Consider the following 23024-nt stretch of genomic DNA (forward strand, 5'->3'; position numbering starts at 1 on the left):
GTGAATATGGAAAAAACGGGAGTGTATAGATAGTGTGTGAAAAGATCCATTTCGCTCGCTTTTATATCTACATTGGTAACTATTATGAAACGTTTACTTTTATTATTTTCCTTGTTTTGTCTCTCTTTTCAAAATGTTGCTGCACCGATTGAAACGGTGAGTAAGCTACAATTTGGTGATAAATGGGCATTTACACGGGAAGAGGTGATGTTGGATTGCCGAGCAAATAAGGCTCTGTTTGTGATTAATCCAAGTACGTTAGTGCAATACCCATTGAATGATATAGCCACGGATATGATGAAGGTGGGGAAAGTGAATGCTAAGTCTTTGGATATTATTCTATTGGATGATAGCAAAAATCCGACTCAAAAAATGAGTATAGAGCCATTCCAACAAGCAGCTTTAGCATTGTGCGATAAAAGATAATGTCATTGAGTAAGCGATAGCGTCTATTTTGGCTTAATGGAAGATGTTGTTTTTGATTATTTATTATCCAAAAAGTTGGTAAAATGCAAGTATGTCAGCTACTCTTTAAATTGTAAGTTGTTTTTCGTCTCAATGACACTTTTAGCGCACGGCTCTTAAGAGCCATTTTCCCTAGGCCGAGTAGAGGAGTCAACTCGGCCTCTTTTTGTCACAATTTTTGTGGACATCAGACCACCCTCATAACCCATGCATGTTTTTGTCTATCATAATGCTTTCGGTAGAGAAGAATGTGTTTATCGTTTAGTAAGGCGGGAATACTGGTATGTTCATCCCATCCATCCAACTGCATACAAAGTTCGTGGTCGGAATTACAAGGAATACTAATGGTGATATCGTCCTCTTGGGAAGGTGAAGAGAGAATAGCATCATCAATTTCGTAGCTGGAAATTCTTAATTTTGTCTGGTTCATGATCGCTCCTTAACTTTTAGATAACAGGTAAGACCAGTGGGGCCATCATTGAGAATAGATCAAATAGCTGAGATTTCCAGTAATAATATTTTCTGTGCTGGATAATCGGTAGATGATATTGCTGTTATAATGATCTGTTCTAAAACTTACTCTTGTCATATTGCTTTTTTTATCTCTGTTATTCTTTGACCTTTTATACATTCAGTAGGAAATATTTATTTTGTGTGGTAATAAGGACTCAAAGTGTTGGTGATGGTGTGGTAAATGCAATAATTCTATGGATAACTTGTTTGAATGTTTGGTTTTTTTACTACACCACTAGTCAATTCTCAAATGAAAGGGGCTAATGAGCGATACTGTTATCAGATAATTGATCTTTATAATTGTGTAAAAACTCAATTTGATTTTATTGTATGAGGGCATAGAGGCACTAACAGTGAATCATATTCATACTGGTTGTACCTCTGATAATGTTTTGGTGAAGTAGTGTGATATCTCACTAGCCTTTGCAAGTATTCAATAAATATAATTAAAGAATATCTTATTAAAGACAGTAAAAAATTTACGTCAGTGTGACAGACTGTTAACCTTATTGTTATGGGCACTTGATGTTTTTTTGATATAAAAATAGAGATGCGTTTTGTGAATTTCATCGGATAGGTCAATTATGAATAAAAATGAGTTCTATCGGGAGCTTACGGGAGACCTAAAAGCTCTGTTGTCTGGTGAGTATGACTTAATAGCGACGCTGGCTAATACCAGTGCATTGTTGTATGAACGTTTGCATGACGTTAACTGGGTTGGCTTTTACCTGATTGATGGTAATACGTTGGTGTTAGGGCCATTTCAGGGAAAAGTTGCTTGTGTCAGAATACCTGTTGGCAAGGGGGTATGCGGAACGGCTGTATTGAAAAAGCGTATCCAGCGTGTTGATGATGTTCATGCGTTCCCTGGTCATATCGCCTGTGATGTTGCTAGTAACGCTGAAATTGTGTTGCCGTTGATCGTAAGCGATAGAATTATTGGTGTATTGGATATTGATAGTACGGTCTTTAATAGGTTCGACGAGAAAGACGAATTTGGCTTACAAGCCCTTATTGATGGGCTTTGTGCTCATTTAGAACAGTGCGTTGTGCCGAAATATGTTGAATTGAATGTAACTTAACATATGGATAACGTGGCATTTATCAGCAACGCTATTATAATGACGCCAGTTCATGCCTATGCTGGTTGGCAAAACCGTTGTAATCAGGAAATTTCATGGAAAATCAACCTAAGTTGAATAGTAGTAAAGAGATTATTGCTTTTTTAGCTGAGCGTTTCCCGCTCTGTTTCGTAGCCGAAGGTGAAGCTCGTCCTTTAAAGATCGGTATTTTTCAAGATATCGTTGAACGTATTCAGGACGAAGAGTGTTTAAGTAAAACACAACTGCGTTCCGCCTTGCGTCTGTACACATCAAGTTGGCGTTACCTGTATGGTGTGAAAGAAGGTGCGCAGCGTGTTGACCTTGATGGTAATTCATGCGGTGAATTGGAAGCGGAACACATTGAGCACGCTCTTCAGCAACTGACTGAAGCTAAAGCACGGGTTCAGGCACAGCGTGCAGAGCAAAGAGCTAAAAAACGTGAAGCTGAAAATGTGGCTGCTGGTGAAAAAAATGAACGGCCCACAGCCAAGAAACCAGCTCCTCGTCGCCGCGCTAATAATACTGAGGGGGAAAAACGGCAGCCACCACGCCAGCAAAAGCGCCCTCAGCAAGCACGTAAACCCGTTGCTAAACCTGTACCGATTCAGATTGTCGATGTTTCATCGCTGAAAATTGGTCAGGAAATTAAAGTAAGAGTGGGTAAAAGTTCAGTGGATGCTTCTGTGCTTGAAGTCGCCAAAGATGGTGTACGGGTACAATTGCCTTCCGGTTTGGCAATGATTGTACGCGCAGAACATTTACAGTTCTGATACGGAGGCCGACCTGGGCATGAACAAATTCGTCAAACTGGCTTTTGTCTTAGGTGTTTCAATTTTTGGTACTTGTTATGCAAATACAAACAGTCCAGTGGCTGTTCCTGTTGGTATTGAACAATTACCTATATTGAAGCAAGAGCCTCAGCATTCAACAGTTAGCGAGCGGGTAACATCCCGCTTCACTCGTTCTCATTATCGCCAATTTGATTTAGATGGTGATTTTTCGGCAAAAATATTTGACCGCTATCTTAATATACTGGATTACAGCCATAACATATTATTAGCGTCAGATGTTGCTCAGTATGCCGATAAGAAAAAGTTGTTAGGCAAGGAGTTGGAAAATGGGAATCTGGAAATTCCGTATGACTTGTTTAATTTGTTACAGAAACGTCGCTTTGAGCGTTATCAGTACGCTTTATCGCGTCTTGAACAGCCAATGAATTTTGATGGTAACGATACAATTGATGTTGATCGTTCCAAAGCCCCTTGGCCGCAGAGTGTGGAAGAGCTAAATAAACTTTGGGATGCTAAAGTTAAATATGATTGGCTCAACCTCAAGCTCAGCGGCAAAGAGGACAAGAAAATCAAAGAGATGCTCACCAAACGCTATCAATCCGCGTTAAAACGTCTGACACAAAGCCAGAGTGAAGATGTTTTCCAATTGATTATGACTGCGTTTGCCCGTGAAATTGATCCTCATACTAATTATCTTTCACCACGCAATACTGAACAGTTTAACTCAGAAATGAGTCTTTCCCTGGAAGGGATTGGTGCTGTTTTGCAAATAGATGATGACTACACGGTCATAAATTCTTTGGTTGCTGGTGGACCTGCCGCCAAAAGCAAAGCATTAAACGTGGGTGATAAGATTATCGGTGTTGCCCAGTCAGGAAAGTCTATGGTGGATATTATTGGCTGGCGTCTGGATGATGTGGTTGCGCTGATTAAAGGTCCTAAAGGGAGTAAAGTGCGGCTTGAGGTTATTTCTGATACCAAAGGAGCAAAACCGCGTACTGTTATTTTAACTCGCGAACAGATCCGTTTGGAAGATCGGGCTGTGAAGATGTCAGTTAAGACAATGGGTCAGGAAAAAGTGGGCGTGCTTGATATCCCGGGTTTTTATGTTGGTTTGACTGATAATGTTAAAACTCAATTACAAAAACTGACCAAACAGCATGTCAGTGCTATTGTCATTGATTTGCGTAGCAATGGTGGTGGTGCGCTGACAGAAGCGGTTTCTTTATCAGGCTTGTTTCTCCCAAGTGGCCCGATTGTCCAGGTTAGAGATAATAATGGGAAAATTCGTCAGGATTCTGATACTGATGAAGTGGTGTACTATAAAGGACCTTTGGTTGTTCTGGTAGACCATTTTAGTGCTTCTGCTTCTGAAATTTTTGCCGCAGCAATGCAGGATTATGGGCGAGCGTTGATTGTTGGTGAACCGACTTTTGGTAAAGGTACAGTTCAGCAATATCGTTCTTTGAGTCGTATTTACGATCAAATGATGCGTCCTGATTGGCCATCACTGGGATCTGTTCAATATACGATTCAGAAGTTTTATCGTGTCAATGGCGGTAGTACTCAGCGTAAAGGGGTTACTCCTGATATCGTAATGCCTACGGGGGTTGATCCGGCAGAAACCGGGGAAAGTTTCGAAGATAATGCTTTGCCTTGGGATAGCATTCCTCCTGCCCATTATACAGGGTCTAAAATTATTGCTGCATTGGTTCCTCAGTTGAATGTTGCTCACAATGCCCGCATTACAACTGATCCAGAATTCAAGTATATCAATGAGGATATTGCTCACTATAAAGCGCTGAAAGAGCATAAAAATATTGTTTCTCTGAACTATGTACAAAGAGAGAAAGAGAATAAAGAAGCGGATGCTCTGAAGTTGAATCGCATAAATGATCGCTTTAAACGCGAGGGTAAAAAACCGTTAACTTCACTGGATGATTTGCCTAAAGATTATCAGGGGCCGGATCCCTATCTTGATGAGTCAGTGAAGATTGCACTTGATTTAGCGCACCAACCTGCTGAGAAAATGTTGGCTAAGTCTAAGTAAAATAATGGGTTAAAGCCTGTTAATGATTAATGCCCAATATCGTTCGCTTGGGATGTTTTGAGTGAATGGTATATTGGGCTACCAGTAATATAAACAGTCTCTTGAAGGTGTTTTTTCTTTTCAGGAAGGATGAATTATTTCACATTTTCTCAGTATTACCAGGTATTGGCGTATTTTGTTTAACCAATTGGTGTTAGGCTAATGTGGTTTTTTTCATGATTTTGTAAAGTTATGTTGGTTTTATCGCTTAACAGGCTAAAAGCCTTGAATATAGTAAGAACAGCCTTATTTATAGAGTAGTTCTGAAAGTGCATTGATTATTAATAAAGGAAGCCGGTTTTTATGATGCGAATTGTTTTGTTCCTCCTCACTAACCTCGCTGTTATGTTGGTGTTCGGGATAATACTTTCTTTGACAGGAATTCAGGGGAGTAGTGTACAAGGTTTGATGATTATGGCTGGTCTGTTCGGATTCGGTGGGGCGTTTGTTTCCCTGTTGATGTCCAAATGGATGGCCCTGCGTTCTGTGGGTGCCCAGGTCATAGAACAGCCAGCAAATGAAGTTGAACATTGGTTAGTTGAAACTGTTCGCCGTCAAGCGGAACAAGTCAATATTGCCATGCCCCAGGTTGCGATTTATGCCGCGCCTGATATTAACGCATTCGCTACCGGAGCGCGTCGTAATGCTTCTCTGGTTGCTGTCAGCACCGGTCTATTGGATAACATGAGTAGGGCAGAAGCAGAAGCTGTTATTGCTCATGAGATTAGTCATATTGCTAATGGTGATATGGTGACGATGACCTTGTTGCAAGGGATAGTAAATACTTTCGTTATCTTTATTTCCCGTCTACTGGCTCAAGCTGTATCAAGTTTCCTGTCTGGCAACAGTGATGAGGAAGAGAGTAACTCCTCGGGCAATCCTATTGTTTACATGGTTGTTTCAATGGTGTTGGAAATAGTATTTGGTATTCTGGCGAGCATTATCACAATGTGGTTCTCACGTTATCGCGAATTCCATGCAGATGCAGGTTCTGCCAAGTTGGTCGGTCGTGAGAAAATGATCGCTGCTTTACAGCGCCTGAAAACCAGTTATGAACCGCAGGAAGAAGGCAGTATGATGGCGTTCTGTATTAATGGTAAGTCAAAAACATTCAGTGAGCTGTTCATGTCTCACCCACCATTGGACAAACGTATTGAAGCACTGCGTAGTGGACAGTACCTGAATAAATAATATTGTGAATAAAATAAAAAGCCGGGGAATCAATTCCGGCTTTTTTACAGTTTTTGAAGTTTAAATTATAGCTGACTTAATTCAACGTGTTCTTCCTGATCGAAGATAGTTTTATCAGTTTGTCCCATCAGTTGGCTGGTAATAGTGCCAGCAGTCATTGAACCACTTACATTCAGTGCCGTACGGCCCATATCAATGAGAGGCTCAACAGAAATCAATAAAGCAATCAACGTTACAGGTAGTCCCATTGCGGGTAAGACAATCAGTGCTGCAAACGTAGCACCGCCGCCCACACCAGCAACGCCAGCAGAGCTGATAGTGACAATGCCAATGAGTGTTGCAATCCACATTGGGTCGAGTGGGTTTATGCCTACTGTTGGAGCAACCATTGCGGCCAACATGGCGGGATAAATTCCGGCACAGCCATTCTGACCAATTGTTGCTCCAAAAGATGCTGAAAAGCTGGCGATTGATTCTGGTACGCCAATACGGAGTGTCTGGGTTTCGACATTCAGTGGAATACTGGCAGCACTGGAACGGCTGGTGAATGCAAAAGTCAACACTGGCCAAGTTTTTTTGAAAAATCTAAGTGGATTGATGCCGAAGAGAGAAAGTAGAAACCCATGAGCAACAAATACTAGTGCTAGTGCAATGTAGGATGCGATAACAAAGGTTCCCAGTTTTGCAATTTCATGGATATTAGAGTTGGCGACAACTTTGGTCATCAGGGCCATAACACCATACGGCGTTAAGCGCATAACCAGACGAACCAGTTTCATTACCCATGCCTGTATAGTGTCGATAGCGACTAATATGCGTTCACCCCTCTCATGATCATCTTTCAACATTTGCAGGGCCGCGATACCTAAGAAGGTTGCGAAAATAACAACGCTGATAACAGAAGTTGGGTTAGCGCCGGTTAAATCTGCGAACGGATTTTTAGGAATAAAAGATAAAATCAATTGTGGTACAGATAAATCAGAGACTTTGCTGACATAGTTGTTTTCGATAGCAGACAGACGTGTTGTTTCTTGGGGACCTTGAATCAGACCTTCAGCAGTCAGGCCGAACAGGTTGATAATCATGATACCGATAAGTGCTGCAATCATTGTAGTGAATAACAACGTTCCGATAGTCAGAAAGCTGATTTTTCCCAGAGAAGATGCTTTGTGTAGTTTGGCGACTGCACTCAAAATAGAGGCAAATATCAGAGGCATAATGACCATTTGTAGAAGTTGTACGTAGCCATTACCTACAATGTTGAACCATGATATGGATTCCTTCACTATGGTATTATCAGAACCATAAATCAGTTGCAGTGCTAAGCCAAAAGTAATGCCAATGGCAAGGCCCGCAAAAACCTTTTTCGACAGATTCCATTGCCGTGAACTGGCTTTTGACAATAGCAAAAGCAGTGCTACGAAGACGAGCACATTCGAAATGAGTGGTAAATTCATCCCCAAACTCCAGAATTCAATTTAGTTAAGTCATAAGCTGTATCGAATCGTGTAGGTTTGCAAACGAACACATTACAACAAGCAGTTGGGGAATATAGTACCAGATTAAACTATTCTCATTTATAACTATATAGAATTTAATATAATTAATGTGACTTTTAAGATTTATTTTTAGTCAATTAGAGCATTAGAAATAGAGATCTTTGATGCGATTTATATAAAAAAGTATAGAATATTCAATATCTTCTGGTAGAAAAATGGCAATGACAATTAATAAGGCAGAAATAAACCTTTCTGCTTTCTTATTTCCTTGCTTGCCAAGCACAGGTAGACAGAAACGTATTTTGATTGGCCATAATAACGGCACACCAGCAGGTGTTAGCATATCTGCAACCAGATGGCTCAAATAGCCAACAATCATGGCATGGAAAAAATCAGTTGGAATTAGCCCCTCTTCGGGTATTTTTAGCCAAAATAAAGTAATCCCTAATATGAGAGCAAGTAAACTGTGAGTAAAGCCTCTATGACCGCAGAGTTTGGCAATAGGAATGGAGATAAATCTGAATAATCTACCCAGGGTTGAATTAGGGTGATCGATGTCGGGTAACAAGGCAGTAAGCAGTACCCCTGGTAGCATATGCAACCAGTCTCCATAAGCTATCTCTGGTGTTATCTCTAGCTTATGTGCCAAGATGATGCTGGCAACTGAAAATAAAAGATGCCCTTCTGCGGTCATAAATTCCTCTGACTAATAACTGTCTATCCATACAGTCGGCGAAGTATAGAGGGTTTTATGTGGGTAAGATAGAGGGTGAAAAGCAAAAATATCTTATTTATTAATATATGACGTTAATATTTAATTAGATTTTTGTTTGGCAGAATAAGACATAAGCGCCACGACTACTATGTGAACAATAAGAAGCTGCCATCGGCATAAATGATGGCAGCTAAAGTTATAATCAGGTGATGTTCATGACAGTGAGTTGCTCGAGAGAATGTAGTTTAATATCTGCGAGAACCCAACTTGGGTCATCAAAGTGATGAGCGGATGGCACAACGATTGAACGCATTCTTGCAGCTTTTGTTGCTATCATTCCATTGAATGAATCTTCCAGGGCCACACAATTTATCGGAGCGACATCCAATTGCTCCGCAGCGCGCAAATAAACTTCGGGATTGGGTTTACTATGAGGTAAGTTGGCAGCAGAAACGACAGTATCAAAATAGTGATTAAGGCTGAACATTTCGAGTACTTGTTCCAACATATATTGTGGAGAAGCTGAGGCTAGGCCGATTTTTAGTCCTTGTTTGCGGCAAAGGTTTAAAGCATATTCAACACCTGGGAGTAAAGGACGGTTTTCTTTTACCAAATCGATAACATGGTCGGTAATTCGCTGTTCCACGTCTGATTTTGATGCCCCTTGCCAGGGAGAAGCCTGATACCAAAGTTCCACAACTTGGTCAATTCGCAATCCAAGAGTATCTGGTAGTTTTTCTGCTAAAGAGAAATCCAGACCTAATTCACTAAATACTTCTTTTTCTCCTTGGGTCCAATAGGGTTCAGAGTCAATCAGTAAGCCGTCCATATCGAAAATGGCTGCTTTTATTGGTAAATGAAAAGACATTTAAGTATCTCTCTTTGGTCAGACAGTTAGCGAAAGCTGATTGTAACAATCTCAGTAGGTGAAATCTTTTCCTGATCGGGAACATGGTAAGAAATGCTTAGTTAATTAAATATAAAGTTAAATTTGGTGATTGATGGGCTATGATTAGCCAAAAATAAAATCTGCTTATTGTTATGAGGGGTATCGATGACTTACCAAAAAGCCGGATACATCGCTATTATTAAGCGAGTTTTAGGTTGGGTGATTTTTGTTCCGGCACTTTTATCGACCATTGTTTCTGTGATTAATCTTGCCTGGCTGCACGGTATTAAAGGTGATGGTATCAATGCTGTTTTGGATGATTTCCTGAAAATGATGGCTGAAATGGTGCGTTTTAATACCCCATTTCTGGATTTCTTCTGGAAAAACTCACCAACACCTGATCGTCTGGCTGGTTTTACCGGATCAACGCTTGGTTTCCTGATTATCTATTTTCTTATTTTTTTCGGCCTTGCTATGAGTGCGTCAGGTCAACGGATATACAGACAAGTGAAGTTTATACGAGAAAACATTGAAGATCAGCTTATTATTGAAAAAGCTAAAGGCAATGATGGCCTAACGAGAGAACAGATTGAATTAAAAATTAAACTTCCTCGTCATACACTGTTCAGTCAGATTTATATCTTATATATTTCACCGGTAATTATCGGTGGAATTTTTTATTTTCTATTGAAAATCTTAGGCTGGTAGATTCTCCGGTTGGCTATAGCTGCGGAATAAGTATTTTCGCAGCCTGATTACCCATCTATTGGCTATTTTCAGTCAAAATATTATCGAGAATATTTTGAACCGCAATAAGATTATCACCACCAAATAGATTACTCCGGTTAAGCAAATAATAGAGCTGATACACAGGTTGCCGTTCAATAAAGTTGGCAGGGAGTGGCCATATGCTCTGATAGCCATCAAAAATTTGCATTGGTAAGTCAGGGTATAACGGTAACATAGCGAAATCACATTCACGATCTCCCCAATAACAGGCTGGGTCGAAGGCAACGGCTTGGTCATCTAGTGAAGCACAATTAGCTGGCCAGAGATCGCCATGTAACAGAGAGGGTTGTGGCTGATGGTGTTGAAGTTTGTTACTTATAGCTTGAACGATATTATCAATATCACCAAATATCATGTTTTTTTCTGCTGCGATTTGTAATTGCCAACCAACCCGCTTTTCCGCATAAAATTGGTGCCAACGTCGTTGCCAGCCATTAGGTTGTGGAGTTGTTGCCAGCATATTGTCAAAGTCAAAGCCGAATTGAGGTTGCTCACTCCATTGATGAAGTTTTGCCAGTTGTTGACCGAAGCAATAGGCACTGTGAGGGTCGAAAGATTTTAAAGGCAGAAATTCAAGCAATAGAAAGCTATGGTCACGGGTGTTGCCAATACCATAAACAGTTGGAACACGGATAGTTTGGCTGCGTGCCAGGAGTTCAAGCTGTTCTGATTCTGCTTTGAAGACAGGGAGCATCTCGCGCAGATTTGATTTGACAAAAACTTGTCGTTTTCCATGTGTGACTCGCCAAGCTTGGTGGATGTCCCCTCCGGCTAACTCAGTTTTATCGTGAATTTCAGCAACACCGAAATGTTCGTTTAACAAACGATTTACTGTCTGCCACATGGTTCACCTCTCTATGTCGTCAATTACTTTATGAACAATTATAGTCAGAGAAAACATATGATCAGGTAAAAAAGATGATTAACAGGGTTATATCTCAAAACAGATATAACCCTTTTTGTTATTGATTGGGTTCGTTAGAGATTTGTAGGGCTGCTTGATACGTTTTACGTTTGGATTTTGTTCTTACAAGTTTTATCTGACTGTAAGCCAGTGCCAGTGTAAAGAAGATAGCCTGAACAATAACAATGCATGGCCCCGTTGCACCATCAATGTGGAAACTGACCAGAGTACCCAGGACACAGGAACTGACTGATGCAATGATAGCGACAATTAACATTCGGTCAAAACTGCGGCATAACATGAAAGCGATGATTCCCGGTGATATCAACATTGCGATAACCAAAATCATTCCCACGGCTTGCAGGGAAGCGACAATGGTCATTGACAATAGACAAAGTAAACCGTAATGCAAAAGCTTAACAGGTAATCCCACTACGCGTGCTTGGTTTGGATCGAAGCAGTAAAGCATGAAGTCTTTGCGCTTTAGCAGTACTACCGCCATAGTGATACAGGTAATCCATAATGTTTGATTCAATTCATCTTTAGTGATCCCTAGAATATTTCCGAACAGAATATGAGTGAGATGTTGGTCAGTGTCTATTCGGGCAAAAAGAACTAAACCAAAGGCAAACATGCCTGAAAAGACAATTCCCATGACAGTATCTTCTTTTATCCGGCTATGTTCTTTCAGATATCCTGTTGCAAAAGCACAAAAAATACCGGAAAGGAATGCGCCAATAGCCAGCGGTATACCAGCAGCGAAAGCTAGTACAATGCCTGGTAATACAGCGTGAGAGATGGCATCACCCATTAACGACCAGCCCTTAAGAACCAGATAACAAGAGAGTATTGCACATACTGCACCTGTTACAATAGCAGCAAATACCGCCCGTTGCATAAATGGAAACATAAACGGCTCAGTGATTAACTGTGTCAACTCATTCATAATTGTGTTGTCTCCTGAGCCAAGGCTGAGGATTCTTTTCTGGCACGTATACGTGAAGCGAATAGCCCATGCTTTGGTGCAAAGAAGAATGCGAGTAGGAAAATAACGGTTTGCAGCGTGACAATGACACCACCAGTAGCGCCGTTAAGGAAAAAGCTTAGGTAAGCGCCAAATGCACTGGTCAGGGAACCAATAGTAACGGCAATGATCAGCAGGTGCTTAAAACGATCTGTTAATAAGTAAGCTGTTGCGCCTGGAGTGACAACCATTGCAATCACCAGAATAGCGCCGACAGTTTGTAAAGCTGCGACAGTACAAGCACTCAACAAAGTAAAAAAAATGATTTTCATCCGCAAGGGGGATAAGCCGATAGAGCGAGCATGCGTTTCATCAAAAAATACAATTAGCAAATCTTTCCAGATAAACATGAGCACGATAAATGAAATCGCAATAATGATTTCAACTTGGAGAACATCTTCATCAGCGATGCCAAGGATATTGCCGAAAATAATGGTTTGTACGTTAACCGATGTAGGATTGAGGGAAACGATTAATAAGCCGACCGCAAAGAAAGTGGAAAAAATGAACCCGATTACTGCATCTTCACGTAAGCGAGTGATATGACGAACTAAAGTCATAGACAGAGCTGCCAGCATTCCGGTAAAAAAAGCACCACCTGCATAAGGAAGACCTAGCGCATAAGCACCAGCGACGCCAGGCACAACTGAGTGAGAGAGCGCGTCTCCCATCAATGACCAGCCTTTTAACATCAGGTAGGAAGAAAGGAAGGCACAGACGGCACCGACGATGGCACTAACCCAGATGGCTTTTACCATGTAATTGTAGTGAAAAGGTTGCAGCAAAAGCTCTGTCATGATTGACGCTTCTCCTTATGCTGACCTTGCCTTGGCGGAACATGATGATCATGACCATAAAATACGGCTGCGCGTTCATCATCAGTAATAACAGTCAAGGAGCGTGGATCATCATCATCATGTAATTCCGGACCGGATAGATTAATATGACGAAGTACTCCACCAAAAGTCATCTCTAAATTTTTTTGGGTGAACGTTGTTTCTGTTGGGCCACTTGCTAGAACCGTTCGGTTGATTAGGATAACATGATCGCAGAATTCAGGCACGCTACCGAGGTTATGTGTAGAAACCAGAACCAGATGGCCCTCATCACGTAAATCACACAACAGGTCAATGATGGCATTCTCTGTTTTTACATCAACACCAGTAAAAGGTTCATCTAGTAATAGAACTTTACCTTCCTGAGCCAGAGCCCTTGCAAGAAAAACCCGTTTTTTTTGTCCGCCTGAGAGTTCGCCAATCTGTCGGTTGCGTAGGGCCGTTAAACCGACACGTTCAAGTGCTTTATCAACAGCTTGGTGATCTCTTTTACTTGGGATTCTCAGGAATCCCATTTTCCCATAGCGGCCCATCATAACGACATCAGAAACCAATACTGGAAAGTTCCAGTCGACTTCTTCTGTTTGAGGGACATATGCAATAATATTTTTCTTCAACGCATTTTTGACTGGCATATCACTCAGAGTTACTTTTCCCTGAGATGGGCTTACCAGTCCCATGATAGTCTTAAACAATGTGGATTTACCACTACCGTTAATGCCCACCAACGCACAAATAGTTCCACCGGTGATAGAAAAACTTGCATCATAAATAGCTGTGTGACCGTTGTTATAAGTCACAGTGGCGTCATCAACGACTAAATGAGGACGTTCAAACAGTATATTGCTATTCATTGATTAAATCCTTTTGCGATTGTATCTACAGTTTTGTTCAGTAAATCAATGTAAGTTGGTACCGGGCCAGTACTGCCGGAGAGTGAATCTACATAAAGAACGCCACCATAACGGGCGTCTGTTTCTTTACTGACTTGTTTTGCGGGTTTATCTGAAATTGTACTTTCGCTAAATACAACTGGGATTTTGTTTGCTCTTACAGTATCAATGACATGACGAACTTGTTGTGGTGAACCTTGTTCTTCCGCATTAATTGGCCATAGATAAACTTCCTTGAATTGGTAATCTTTAGCTAAATAACTAAAAGCCCCTTCACTGGTGACTAACCAACGTTGATCCTGTGGAATACGAGAAAGACGTTCTCTCAGTGGAGAATCCAGTTGGGCAATTTTTTCAGCATAGGCTTTGGCATTCCTATTATAAATCTCTGTATTTTCAGGATCGTATTTCACAAATGCTTGGCGAATATTCTCAATATAGATTAAAGCATTTGTGGGTGACATCCAAGCGTGAGGATTAGGGTTCCCGTTGTAAGGCCCTTCACGGATAGGTAGTGGTTCAATGCCGTCAGTAATGACAACGGCAGGTACATCTTTAAGGTTTTCAAAGAAGCGTTCAAACCAGCGTTCTAGATTTAGCCCATTCCAAAGGATCAAATCAGCATGTTGAGATTTTATAATATCTTTGGGGGTGGGTTGGTAATCATGGATTTCGGCACCAGGTTTAGTAATTGATTCAACAATCGCCGCATCACCTGCTACGTTTTGTGCAATATCTTGGATAATAGTAAAGGTCGTGACAACTTTAAATTGTTTGGCGGCGGATACCTGATGACTAAATAGAATTACAGATAAGAGAATCAACATAATTCCCAGAACAGGAGGAGAAAGTAAAAGCAGAGAAAGTTTTTTCTTCATAAATTCAAACCTTACTTGTTATAAGTATATGATAACGATTATCAATATCATTTAAGTAAAGTCAAGATGATAAAATTTGGAAACAGCGATTGTCGCAATAGTCATTCCATATGATATGAACACGAATACAGTGAAAAGTTAAGTAAAAATATTTTTAGATCGTAAACGAAATTGTATATGCTGCGCTGTAGCAAAATTTGATCCAGAGGATTATAGGGTGAAATTAAGACTGAGCTTTATGGCACTGGTCGTGCTGTTAGTCGTCGGTTGTGCTGAGAGAAATGTTCAGCAAACAAATGTTGGTAAACAGTCCGGTCAGCAACGTATGCTTAGCAATACTGCCAACGCAGCTAGAATTTCTTCTTTCCCGCCGACGCCTTTTGATACCTTTATTCAACAGGCATCCAATCGGTACGGCGTTGATGAAACTCTGATCAGAGCGATTATTCAAGTTGAATCCGGTTTTCGTCCTAATGCAGTCAGTAAATCGAATGCAATTGGTCTTATGCAAATTAAAGCATCGACAGCAGGGCGGGATGTGTATCGACAGAAAGGGCGTTCTGGTCAGCCAACAACTCGTGAGTTGAAAGATCCTAAAACTAATATTGATCTTGGCACTGCTTATATCAGTATCTTGAAGGAGCAACATTTGGCAGGTATTGATAACCCTGAGACTCTCCACTACGCCACTATTGTTGCCTACGTAAATGGTGCGGGTGCTCTTTTGCGTACTTTTAATGCAGATCGTCAATTAGCTGTCAATAAAATAAACAGCATGACACCGGATGAGTTTTATCGGTATGTTCAGGATAATCATCCAGCACCTCAGGCTCCACGCTATTTGTGGAAGGTGAAAAAGGCTTATCGTTAACAACAAGCCGCCCGTGGCAATTTGCGTCGCGAGTTTGCCAGAGCGGATAGCAACCCGCAAGTACTGGCATTAACCCCACGCCATCTGGCGTATGTGATTTATACCTCCGGCTCGACCAGCATACCAAAGGGGTGATGGTCGAACATATTTTAGTCTGTTAGAGAATAATGAGGATAAAGTCGTTTTGGTTCAGGCTTTAAATATGGTGTTGGCAGAGGGTTGTAACGAAGAGGTTCAGTAATGGCTTAAATAGACTAAAACGATCCTGTATCCGTATGATAATCTGGCATATATAACTTATGCCGGGTTTTTCTATATATGTCTTGATTAGATGGATTCGACTAATAAATGCAAATGATTTTACCCATACTAAACATCGCCGTGACCTGACTGGTTGTTGGTGGTATATTTTCGCGATGTTTCGGTATTGAAGGTAGTCACTTTTTACATTGTGTACCAATTTTAGTACCAAACTTTAATGGATTGACGAGATAATAATTTAAATCGTTATTTTAGTTGAATATCAAACTCCTTCAAGTGACCTTTCGTGTGGGTCACCACTGTAGATAAGGATTTTAAATGCCTGTTGTTACTCTTCCTGACGGTAGCCAACGCCAGTTTGACCATGCCGTTTCTGTAATGGATGTTGCCTGTGATATTGGTCCGGGTTTAGCGAAAGCATGTATTGCTGGCCGCGTAAATGGTGAGCTAGTGGATGCTTGTGAATTAATCGATTCAGATGCCAATCTTGCCATCATCACCAGTAAAGATGATGCAGGGCTGGAAATTATCCGCCATTCATGCGCTCATCTGTTAGGCCATGCAATTAAACAATTATGGCCAGATACTAAAATGGCTATCGGTCCAATTATTGATAATGGTTTTTACTATGATGTTGATCTTGGTCGTGCTCTGACGCAGGAAGATATTGAACTGCTTGAAAAGCGGATGTTGGAACTTGCCAAAAAAGACTATGACGTCATCAAGAAAAAAGTGAACTGGCAAGAAGCTCGTGATACCTTCGTTGCTCGTGGTGAGGATTATAAAGTACAAATTTTGGATGAAAACATCAGTCGAGATGATCGTCCTGGTCTCTATAATCATGAAGAATATATTGATATGTGCCGTGGCCCACATGTGCCAAATATGCGTTTCTGCCATCATTTTAAATTGCAGAAAGTCGCAGGGGCATATTGGCGTGGTGATAGCAACAATAAAATGTTGCAGCGGATATACGGTACTGCGTGGGCTGATAAGAAACAGCTCAATACTTATCTGCAACGTTTGGAAGAAGCGGCCAAACGTGACCATCGTAAAATTGGTAAACAATTAGATCTTTACCACATGCAGGAAGAAGCTCCAGGTATGGCATTCTGGCATAATGATGGTTGGACTATTTTCCGTGAGCTGGAAACTTTTGTCCGGACCAAACTGAAAGAATATCAATATCAGGAAGTTAAAGGTCCGTTTATGATGGACCGTGTCATGTGGGAGAGAACGGGTCACTGGGAAAACTACGGTGAGCATATGTTTACCACTTCTTCAGAGAACCGTGAATATTGCGTTAAGCCGATGAACTGCCCAGGGCATATTCAGATTTTTAACCAAGGCTTAAAATCTTACCGTGATTTACCGTTACGTATGGCTGAGTTCGGTAGTTGTCACCGTAATGAACCATCAGGGGCATTACATGGTTTGATGCGGGTTCGTGGTTTTACTCAGGATGATGCTCATATCTTCTGTACAGAAGAGCAAATTCACCGGGAAGTCAGCAATTGCATTAAGATGGTGTATGACGTTTACAGCACTTTTGGTTTTGAAAAGATCATAGTTAAGCTGTCAACCCGCCCGGAAAAGCGCATTGGTACTGAAGAACAATGGAATCAAGCGGAAGACGCTTTGGCGGCAGCACTACAAGAAAATGGCGTGCAATTTGAATATCAGCCAGGTGAAGGTGCCTTCTACGGACCGAAAATTGAATTTACTTTGCATGATTGTTTGGATCGTGCGTGGCAATGTGGTACTGTGCAACTCGATTTTTCACTACCAGGTCGTTTGAATGCATCCTACGTAGGTGAAAATAATGAACGTAAAGTTCCTGTAATGATTCACCGTGCGGTTCTGGGTTCACTGGAACGGTTTATCGGCATCCTAACTGAGGAGTATGCGGGTTTCTTCCCAACATGGATTGCTCCACAGCAGGTAGTGGTGATGAATATCACCGATAGCCAGGCTGATTATGTACAGGAATTAGTAAAAAAGTTTCAAGATGCTGGCATTCGTGCAAAAGCAGACTTGAGAAACGAGAAGATTGGCTTTAAAATCCGTGAACACACTCTACGTCGTGTTCCCTACATGCTTGTCTGTGGTGAAAAAGAGGTCGAATCAGGGAAAGTTTCCGTTCGTACCCGCCGTGGTAAAGATTTGGGTAGCATTGATGTTAACGAGTTCATCGAAAAACTGCTTATAGAAATACGCAGTCGTAATCTTCATCAATTGGAGGAATAAGGTATTAAAGGCGGAAAAAGAATTCAAACAGCGCGTCCTAATCGCATTAATGGAGAAATTCGCGCTTCTGAAGTTCGTTTAACAGGTTTAGATGGCGAACAGATTGGCATTGTCAGTCTGAGGGAAGCTCTTGAAAAAGCTGAGGAAGCGGGTGTTGATTTAGTTGAAATCAGCCCGAATGCCGAGCCGCCGGTTTGCCGTATTATGGATTACGGCAAGTTCCTCTATGAGAAGAGTAAGTCGATCAAAGAGCAGAAGAAAAAACAAAAAGTTATTCAGGTTAAGGAAATTAAATTCCGTCCTGGTACAGATGAAGGCGACTATCAGGTCAAACTACGCAACCTGGTTCGTTTTCTGGAAGATGGCGATAAAGCCAAAATCACCCTGCGTTTCCGTGGGCGTGAAATGGCACACCAACAGATTGGTATCGAAATGCTTAACCGCATTCGCGACGATCTGGATGAATTGGCGGTAGTCGAATCCTTCCCTTCGAAGATTGAAGGCCGTCAGATGATAATGGTGCTCGCTCCTAAGAAGAAATAGTTAGGCAATCAAGTAATAAGCTCCAGTCGGTTCATCTGGTTGGGGCTTGTTCGCCTGATTAATTCATTGTAATTCACAATGCGAAGTGGAAATTAAAATGCCAAAGATTAAAACAGTACGCGGCGCCGCTAAACGTTTTAAAAAAACTGCAAGTGGCGGTTTTAAGCGTAAGCGCGCTAACCTTCGTCACATTCTGACTAAGAAATCAACCAAGCGTAAACGTCATTTACGTCCAAAGGGCATGGTCTCCAAAGGTGATCTGGGCCTGGTTGTTGCTTGCTTGCCGTACGCATAAGCAATTTTTAGATTAGAACTCAGAGACGATAGGAGAAGTATATGGCTCGCGTAAAACGTGGTGTTGTCGCCCGTGCACGTCACAAGAAAATTTTAAAGCAAGCGAAAGGCTACTACGGTGCCCGTTCGCGCGTTTACCGTGTTGCCTTTCAGGCAGTAATTAAAGCAGGGCAGTACGCTTACCGTGACCGTCGTCAGCGTAAACGTCAGTTCCGTCAACTGTGGATTGCACGTATCAACGCTGCTGCACGTCAGAATGGTTTGTCTTACAGCCGTTTCATCGATGGTCTGAAAAAAGCCTCTATTGAAATCGACCGTAAGATCCTGGCTGACATCGCTGTGTTTGACAAAGTGGCATTTGCTGCTTTAGTTGAAAAAGCGAAGAGCGCTCTGGCATAAGTTAGAGTAGTAAGAGGGGGGCATGCTCCCTCTTTTACTTTGTTGTCAGATGTAGCTTACGAGAGAGAGTCGTTGCCAAAAAAGAGTTTTACTCTGAGAGAACTAACATTATGTCTTTAGCTTTTTTTCGCATCTTTTTTTACTTTAGCACCTGAATTCAGGGGGCTTTGCGCGTAAGAAAAGAAACGAAAAGTAGCGCCTGAGCCTCCGTTGTGGAGGCTTTTTTGTTTTTATGACAGTAAAAACAGAAATAGGTATACCCTATGGATTTCAAGGTGCTTCGCGACGGTAAGGGAGCGAATCCCCGGGAGCATAGGTAACTATGTGACCGGGGTGAGCGAGTGCAGCCAACAAAGAGGCAACTTGAAAGATAACGGGTATATATAGAGGTCATTAACGATCATTACTAGCAGGCCGTTAGGCCGAAGGAAGAGGAAAACGATGCCACATCTCGCTGAACTGGTTGCAAACGCAAGAGCAGCCATAGAAGATGCCCAGGATGTTGCTGCGTTGGATTTGGTGCGTGTTGAATATTTAGGCAAAAAAGGCCATTTAACTCTCCAAATGTCATCGCTGCGTGATCTGCCGGTCGAAGAGCGCCCAGCAGCAGGGGCGGTTATTAATCAGGCTAAGCAAGAAGTCCAGGAAGCTCTAAATATCCGTAAAGAAAAACTGGAGACTGACCTTCTGAACTTCCGTTTAGCAGCGGAAAAGATTGATGTATCATTGCCGGGTCGCCGTATGGAAAATGGTGGACTACATCCGGTTAACCGCACAATAGAGCGTATTGAGACTTTCTTTGGTGAATTAGGGTTTTCTGTAGAATCAGGCCCTGAGATTGAAGATGATTATCATAATTTCGATGCGCTGAATATTCCTGCTCACCATCCTGCACGTGCTGATCATGATACTTTCTGGTTTGATGCCAAGCGTCTGTTGCGTACTCAGACTTCAGGTGTTCAGGTTAGAACTATGCACAGTCAACAGCCGCCAATTCGCGTCATTGCACCGGGGCGCGTGTATCGTAATGACTACGATCAGACACACACGCCCATGTTCCATCAGGTGGAAGGTTTGATTATTGATCGTGATATCAGTTTTACCAACCTGAAAGGAACGTTGCACGATTTCCTGACTAACTTTTTTGAAGAAGATTTGCAGGTTCGTTTTCGACCTTCTTACTTTCCATTTACAGAACCTTCGGCGGAAGTTGATATAATGGGTAAAAACGGCAAATGGCTGGAAGTGTTGGGTTGCGGTATGGTTCATCCTAATGTATTGCATAATGTTGGCCTTGATCCTGAAATTTATTCTGGTTTTGCTTTCGGCATGGGAGTGGAGCGTCTGACAATGTTACGTTACGGTGTAACTGATTTGCGCGCGTTCTTCGAAAATGATCTGCGTTTTCTCAAACAGTTTAAATAAGGGCGGGAATATCTCATGAAATTCAGTGAACTCTGGTTACGCGAATGGGTAAATCCAGCCATTAGCAGTGAAACATTATCTGATCAAATTACCATGATAGGTCTGGAAGTTGATGGCGTTGAAGCCGTTGCCGGTCAATTTCATGGTGTGGTTGTCGGTGAAGTTGTTCAATGTGCTCAGCATCCAAATGCAGATAAGCTACGGGTAACAAAAGTGAATGTAGGCGGTGAACGACTGCTGGACATTGTTTGTGGTGCGCCAAATTGCCGCTTGGGGTTGAAAGTTGCAGTAGCAACCGTGGGTGCTGTATTACCGGGTGATTTCAAAATCAAGGCGGCAAAACTGCGAGGTGAGCCTTCTGAAGGGATGCTATGTTCTTTTTCTGAACTGGGTATTTCTGAGGATCACGACGGTATTATTGAATTGCCAATTGATGCTCCTTTAGGTGTTGATCTGCGTGAATATCTGAAGCTGGATGATAAGGTCATTGAAATTAGTGTTACGCCTAATCGCGCTGACTGCCTAAGTATTATAGGGGTTGCGCGTGATGTGGCGGTTGCTAATAAAATGCCACTATCTGAGCCACAAATTGAGGCAGTAAAACCGACAACAGATGCTATTTTCCCTATTCGTGTTGAAGCAACAGAAGCTTGTCCACGTTACCTGGGACGGGTAATTAAAAACATTAATGTGAAAGCGGCAACACCACAATGGATGCGTGAAAAATTACGTCGTGGTGGTATCCGTTCCATCGACCCGATTGTCGATGTGACTAACTATGTATTGCTTGAATTAGGCCAACCATTGCATGCGTTTGATTTGGAGCGCTTGAATGGCTCAATCACTGTGCGCATGGCGAAGCAGGATGAAAAATTGGTGCTGCTGGATGGTACAGAAGCCAATCTTTCTACTGATACCCTAGTTATTTCTGATGAAAAACAAGCTGTTGCAATGGCTGGTATTTTTGGCGGTGAACATTCAGGTGTGAATGAAGAAACGCAAAATATTTTACTTGAGTGCGCATTTTTTGCTCCTTTAGCGATTGCTGGCCGTGCTCGTCGTTATGGTTTACACACTGATGCTTCTCACCGTTATGAACGTGGAGTTGATCCTCAGTTACAACACAAAGCAATAGAGAGAACAACTCAATTGTTGATTGATATTTGTGGTGGTGAAGCCGGCCCGATTATTGATGCTACTGATGAATCTCAATTGCCTCAATCTGCGACAATCACATTGCGTCGTGAAAAACTGGATCGTTTGATTGGTCACTATATACCTGATGAACAGGTTGGTGACATCCTGACCCACTTAGGTTGCAAAGTCACTATTCAGGAAAATTGTTGGCAAGCGGTTGCACCAAGCTGGCGTTTTGATGTGGAGATTGAAGAAGATCTGGTGGAAGAGGTTGCCCGTATCTACGGTTACAACAATATTCCAGATGTACCGATGCACGCAGATCTTATCATGAAAAAACATCGTGAAGCGGATCTTTCCCTGCAACGTGTTAAAACGATGCTCGTTGATAGAGGTTATCAAGAAGCAATTACTTATAGCTTTGTTGATCCCAAAACTCAGGCACTGTTACATCCACAGCAACAAGCGTTGATGCTGCCTAACCCAATTTCAGCGGATATGTCAGCAATGCGTTTATCTCTGCTGACTGGTTTGTTAACAACGGTGGTATATAACCAGAACCGCCAGCAAAACCGTGTGCGCTTGTTTGAAACTGGCTTGTGTTTTGTTCCTGATGAAAATGCTGATCAGGGTATTCGTCAGGAGCTGATGCTAGGGGGGGTTATTACAGGAAATCGTTTTGAAGAGCATTGGTCACTGGAAAAACAGTCCGTTGATTTCTTCGATATGAAAGGCGATTTGGAAGCCGTTCTAGAGTTAACTGGAAAATTATCTAAGATTTCTTTTAGAGCAGATGTAAATCCGGCGTTGCACCCAGGTCAAAACGCCGGGATTTATTTGGAAAATGAATACATCGGATATATTGGTGTGGTTCACCCAGAATTGGAACGCAAACTTGACTTAAATGGCTGCACCGTGGTATTCGAAGTACTCTGGAACAAGCTGGCAAGCCGCGTGGTTCCTGATGCGAAAGAGATTTCACGTTTCCCGTCAAACCGTCGTGATATTGCGATCGTGGTGCCTGAAAATGTTGCTGTAGAAGATGTTTTGGCTGAATGCAAGAAAGTTGGCGTAAATCATATAGTTGGCATAAACTTGTTTGACGTGTATTGTGGTAAAGGTGTAGCAGAGGGTCATAAGAGCCTTGCTATAAGTTTTATCTTGCAGGATACCGCGCGTACACTGGAAGAAGAAGAGATTGCTGCGACGATTAATAAATGTGTTGCAGTGCTGAAACAGCGATTCCAAGCATCCTTGAGGGACTGAAC

General features: G+C 41.9%; 22 protein-coding genes and 1 other annotated feature. Of the genes, 13 read left to right on the plus strand and 9 right to left on the minus strand.

The features are described 5' to 3' along the window. Positions 1 to 84: 84 nt before the first annotated feature. Positions 85 to 426, plus strand: a complete 342-nt coding sequence (locus tag ACGF5R_RS09575; protein ID WP_112875708.1) for a YebY family protein — start codon at positions 85 to 87, stop codon at positions 424 to 426. A gap of 226 nt (positions 427 to 652) precedes the next feature. Here ACGF5R_RS09575 and ACGF5R_RS09580 read toward each other — a convergent pair whose 3' ends face one another. Continuing rightward, positions 653 to 895 carry a DUF1480 family protein gene (locus ACGF5R_RS09580; RefSeq protein ID WP_112875709.1) on the minus strand — a complete coding sequence of 81 codons (243 nt, stop codon included), beginning with the start codon at positions 893 to 895 and terminating at the stop codon, positions 653 to 655. A 667-nt stretch (positions 896 to 1562) separates the two neighbouring features. On the opposite strand from ACGF5R_RS09580, the gene ACGF5R_RS09585 reads away from it, so the two are divergent. The 4 genes from ACGF5R_RS09585 to htpX all read left to right on the plus strand — a co-directional run bounded on the left by ACGF5R_RS09585 (position 1563) and on the right by htpX (position 6152). Beyond that, positions 1563 to 2060, plus strand: coding sequence for a GAF domain-containing protein (locus tag ACGF5R_RS09585; RefSeq protein WP_112875710.1), 498 nt, complete (start codon positions 1563 to 1565; stop codon positions 2058 to 2060). 95 nt (positions 2061 to 2155) lie between these two features. Continuing rightward, positions 2156 to 2851, plus strand: a complete 696-nt coding sequence (gene proQ, locus ACGF5R_RS09590) for an RNA chaperone ProQ (RefSeq protein ID WP_387690618.1) — start codon at positions 2156 to 2158, stop codon at positions 2849 to 2851. A gap of 19 nt (positions 2852 to 2870) precedes the next feature. Beyond that, positions 2871 to 4922, plus strand: coding sequence for a carboxy terminal-processing peptidase (prc, locus tag ACGF5R_RS09595; RefSeq protein WP_262979963.1), 2052 nt, complete (start codon positions 2871 to 2873; stop codon positions 4920 to 4922). Between the two features lie 342 nt (positions 4923 to 5264). Further along, positions 5265 to 6152, plus strand: coding sequence for a protease HtpX (gene htpX / locus ACGF5R_RS09600; protein WP_112875713.1), 888 nt, complete (start codon positions 5265 to 5267; stop codon positions 6150 to 6152). Between the two features lie 65 nt (positions 6153 to 6217). Here htpX and ACGF5R_RS09605 read toward each other — a convergent pair whose 3' ends face one another. From ACGF5R_RS09605 to hxpB, 3 genes are all read right to left on the minus strand, one after another. After that, positions 6218 to 7609, minus strand: a complete 1392-nt coding sequence (locus tag ACGF5R_RS09605; RefSeq protein ID WP_387690620.1) for an L-cystine transporter — start codon at positions 7607 to 7609, stop codon at positions 6218 to 6220. 187 nt (positions 7610 to 7796) lie between these two features. Further along, entirely contained in the window at positions 7797 to 8345 is a 549-nt protein-coding gene (locus tag ACGF5R_RS09610; RefSeq protein ID WP_387690622.1) for a metal-dependent hydrolase, read from the minus strand. A gap of 223 nt (positions 8346 to 8568) precedes the next feature. Continuing rightward, entirely contained in the window at positions 8569 to 9234 is a 666-nt protein-coding gene (gene hxpB, locus ACGF5R_RS09615; protein ID WP_112875716.1) for a hexitol phosphatase HxpB, read from the minus strand. Between the two features lie 186 nt (positions 9235 to 9420). Here hxpB and ACGF5R_RS09620 point away from each other — a divergent pair, with 186 nt between their 5' ends. Then, on the plus strand, positions 9421 to 9963 hold the full coding sequence (locus ACGF5R_RS09620; protein WP_387690624.1) for a YniB family protein: 543 nt from the start codon (positions 9421 to 9423) through the stop codon (positions 9961 to 9963). 55 nt (positions 9964 to 10018) lie between these two features. Here ACGF5R_RS09620 and ACGF5R_RS09625 read toward each other — a convergent pair whose 3' ends face one another. The 5 genes from ACGF5R_RS09625 to ACGF5R_RS09645 form a co-directional block, all read right to left on the minus strand. Then, a complete protein-coding gene (locus ACGF5R_RS09625) occupies positions 10019 to 10888 on the minus strand; it encodes a fructosamine kinase family protein (RefSeq protein ID WP_112875718.1) in 870 nt (289 codons plus the stop codon). A 118-nt stretch (positions 10889 to 11006) separates the two neighbouring features. Then, positions 11007 to 11894 carry a metal ABC transporter permease gene (locus ACGF5R_RS09630; protein WP_387690626.1) on the minus strand — a complete coding sequence of 296 codons (888 nt, stop codon included), beginning with the start codon at positions 11892 to 11894 and terminating at the stop codon, positions 11007 to 11009. Next, on the minus strand, positions 11891 to 12769 hold the full coding sequence (locus ACGF5R_RS09635) for a metal ABC transporter permease (protein WP_112875720.1): 879 nt from the start codon (positions 12767 to 12769) through the stop codon (positions 11891 to 11893). Before ACGF5R_RS09635 ends, ACGF5R_RS09630 begins: the two co-directional genes overlap by 4 nt. Then, positions 12766 to 13662, minus strand: a complete 897-nt coding sequence (locus tag ACGF5R_RS09640) for a manganese/iron ABC transporter ATP-binding protein (protein ID WP_112893985.1) — start codon at positions 13660 to 13662, stop codon at positions 12766 to 12768. The genes ACGF5R_RS09635 and ACGF5R_RS09640 overlap by 4 nt, the downstream gene beginning before the upstream one ends. Then, the gene (locus tag ACGF5R_RS09645; protein WP_315903368.1) at positions 13659 to 14579 is read right to left on the minus strand and encodes a metal ABC transporter substrate-binding protein; all 921 of its coding nucleotides are present in this window, start codon (positions 14577 to 14579) and stop codon (positions 13659 to 13661) included. Before ACGF5R_RS09645 ends, ACGF5R_RS09640 begins: the two co-directional genes overlap by 4 nt. Positions 14580 to 14817: 238 nt before the next feature. Between ACGF5R_RS09645 and ACGF5R_RS09650 the strand changes: the two genes are divergently transcribed. From ACGF5R_RS09650 to pheT, 7 genes are all read left to right on the plus strand, one after another. Beyond that, positions 14818 to 15450 carry a transglycosylase SLT domain-containing protein gene (locus ACGF5R_RS09650; RefSeq protein ID WP_112875900.1) on the plus strand — a complete coding sequence of 211 codons (633 nt, stop codon included), beginning with the start codon at positions 14818 to 14820 and terminating at the stop codon, positions 15448 to 15450. 579 nt (positions 15451 to 16029) lie between these two features. Beyond that, positions 16030 to 17958, plus strand: a complete 1929-nt coding sequence (thrS, locus tag ACGF5R_RS09655; RefSeq protein ID WP_112875724.1) for a threonine--tRNA ligase — start codon at positions 16030 to 16032, stop codon at positions 17956 to 17958. Between the two features lie 3 nt (positions 17959 to 17961). Next, complete coding sequence (infC, locus tag ACGF5R_RS09660) at positions 17962 to 18501, plus strand: translation initiation factor IF-3 (RefSeq protein WP_112875725.1); 540 nt, start codon at positions 17962 to 17964, stop codon at positions 18499 to 18501. Positions 18502 to 18598: 97 nt separating this feature from the next. Next, positions 18599 to 18796, plus strand: a complete 198-nt coding sequence (rpmI, locus tag ACGF5R_RS09665) for a 50S ribosomal protein L35 (RefSeq protein ID WP_011146889.1) — start codon at positions 18599 to 18601, stop codon at positions 18794 to 18796. Between the two features lie 41 nt (positions 18797 to 18837). Further along, entirely contained in the window at positions 18838 to 19194 is a 357-nt protein-coding gene (gene rplT, locus ACGF5R_RS09670) for a 50S ribosomal protein L20 (RefSeq protein ID WP_011146888.1), read from the plus strand. Positions 19195 to 19298: 104 nt separating this feature from the next. Continuing rightward, positions 19299 to 19423 (plus strand) — a sequence feature (Phe leader region). Positions 19424 to 19635: 212 nt separating this feature from the next. Continuing rightward, on the plus strand, positions 19636 to 20619 hold the full coding sequence (gene pheS / locus ACGF5R_RS09675; protein WP_112875726.1) for a phenylalanine--tRNA ligase subunit alpha: 984 nt from the start codon (positions 19636 to 19638) through the stop codon (positions 20617 to 20619). 15 nt (positions 20620 to 20634) lie between these two features. After that, positions 20635 to 23022, plus strand: coding sequence for a phenylalanine--tRNA ligase subunit beta (gene pheT / locus ACGF5R_RS09680; RefSeq protein ID WP_387690629.1), 2388 nt, complete (start codon positions 20635 to 20637; stop codon positions 23020 to 23022). Positions 23023 to 23024: the final 2 nt, after the last annotated feature.

Origin of the sequence: Photorhabdus sp. RM71S (assembly GCF_042879355.1) — a bacterium.
Classification (GTDB): domain Bacteria; phylum Pseudomonadota; class Gammaproteobacteria; order Enterobacterales; family Enterobacteriaceae; genus Photorhabdus; species Photorhabdus kayaii.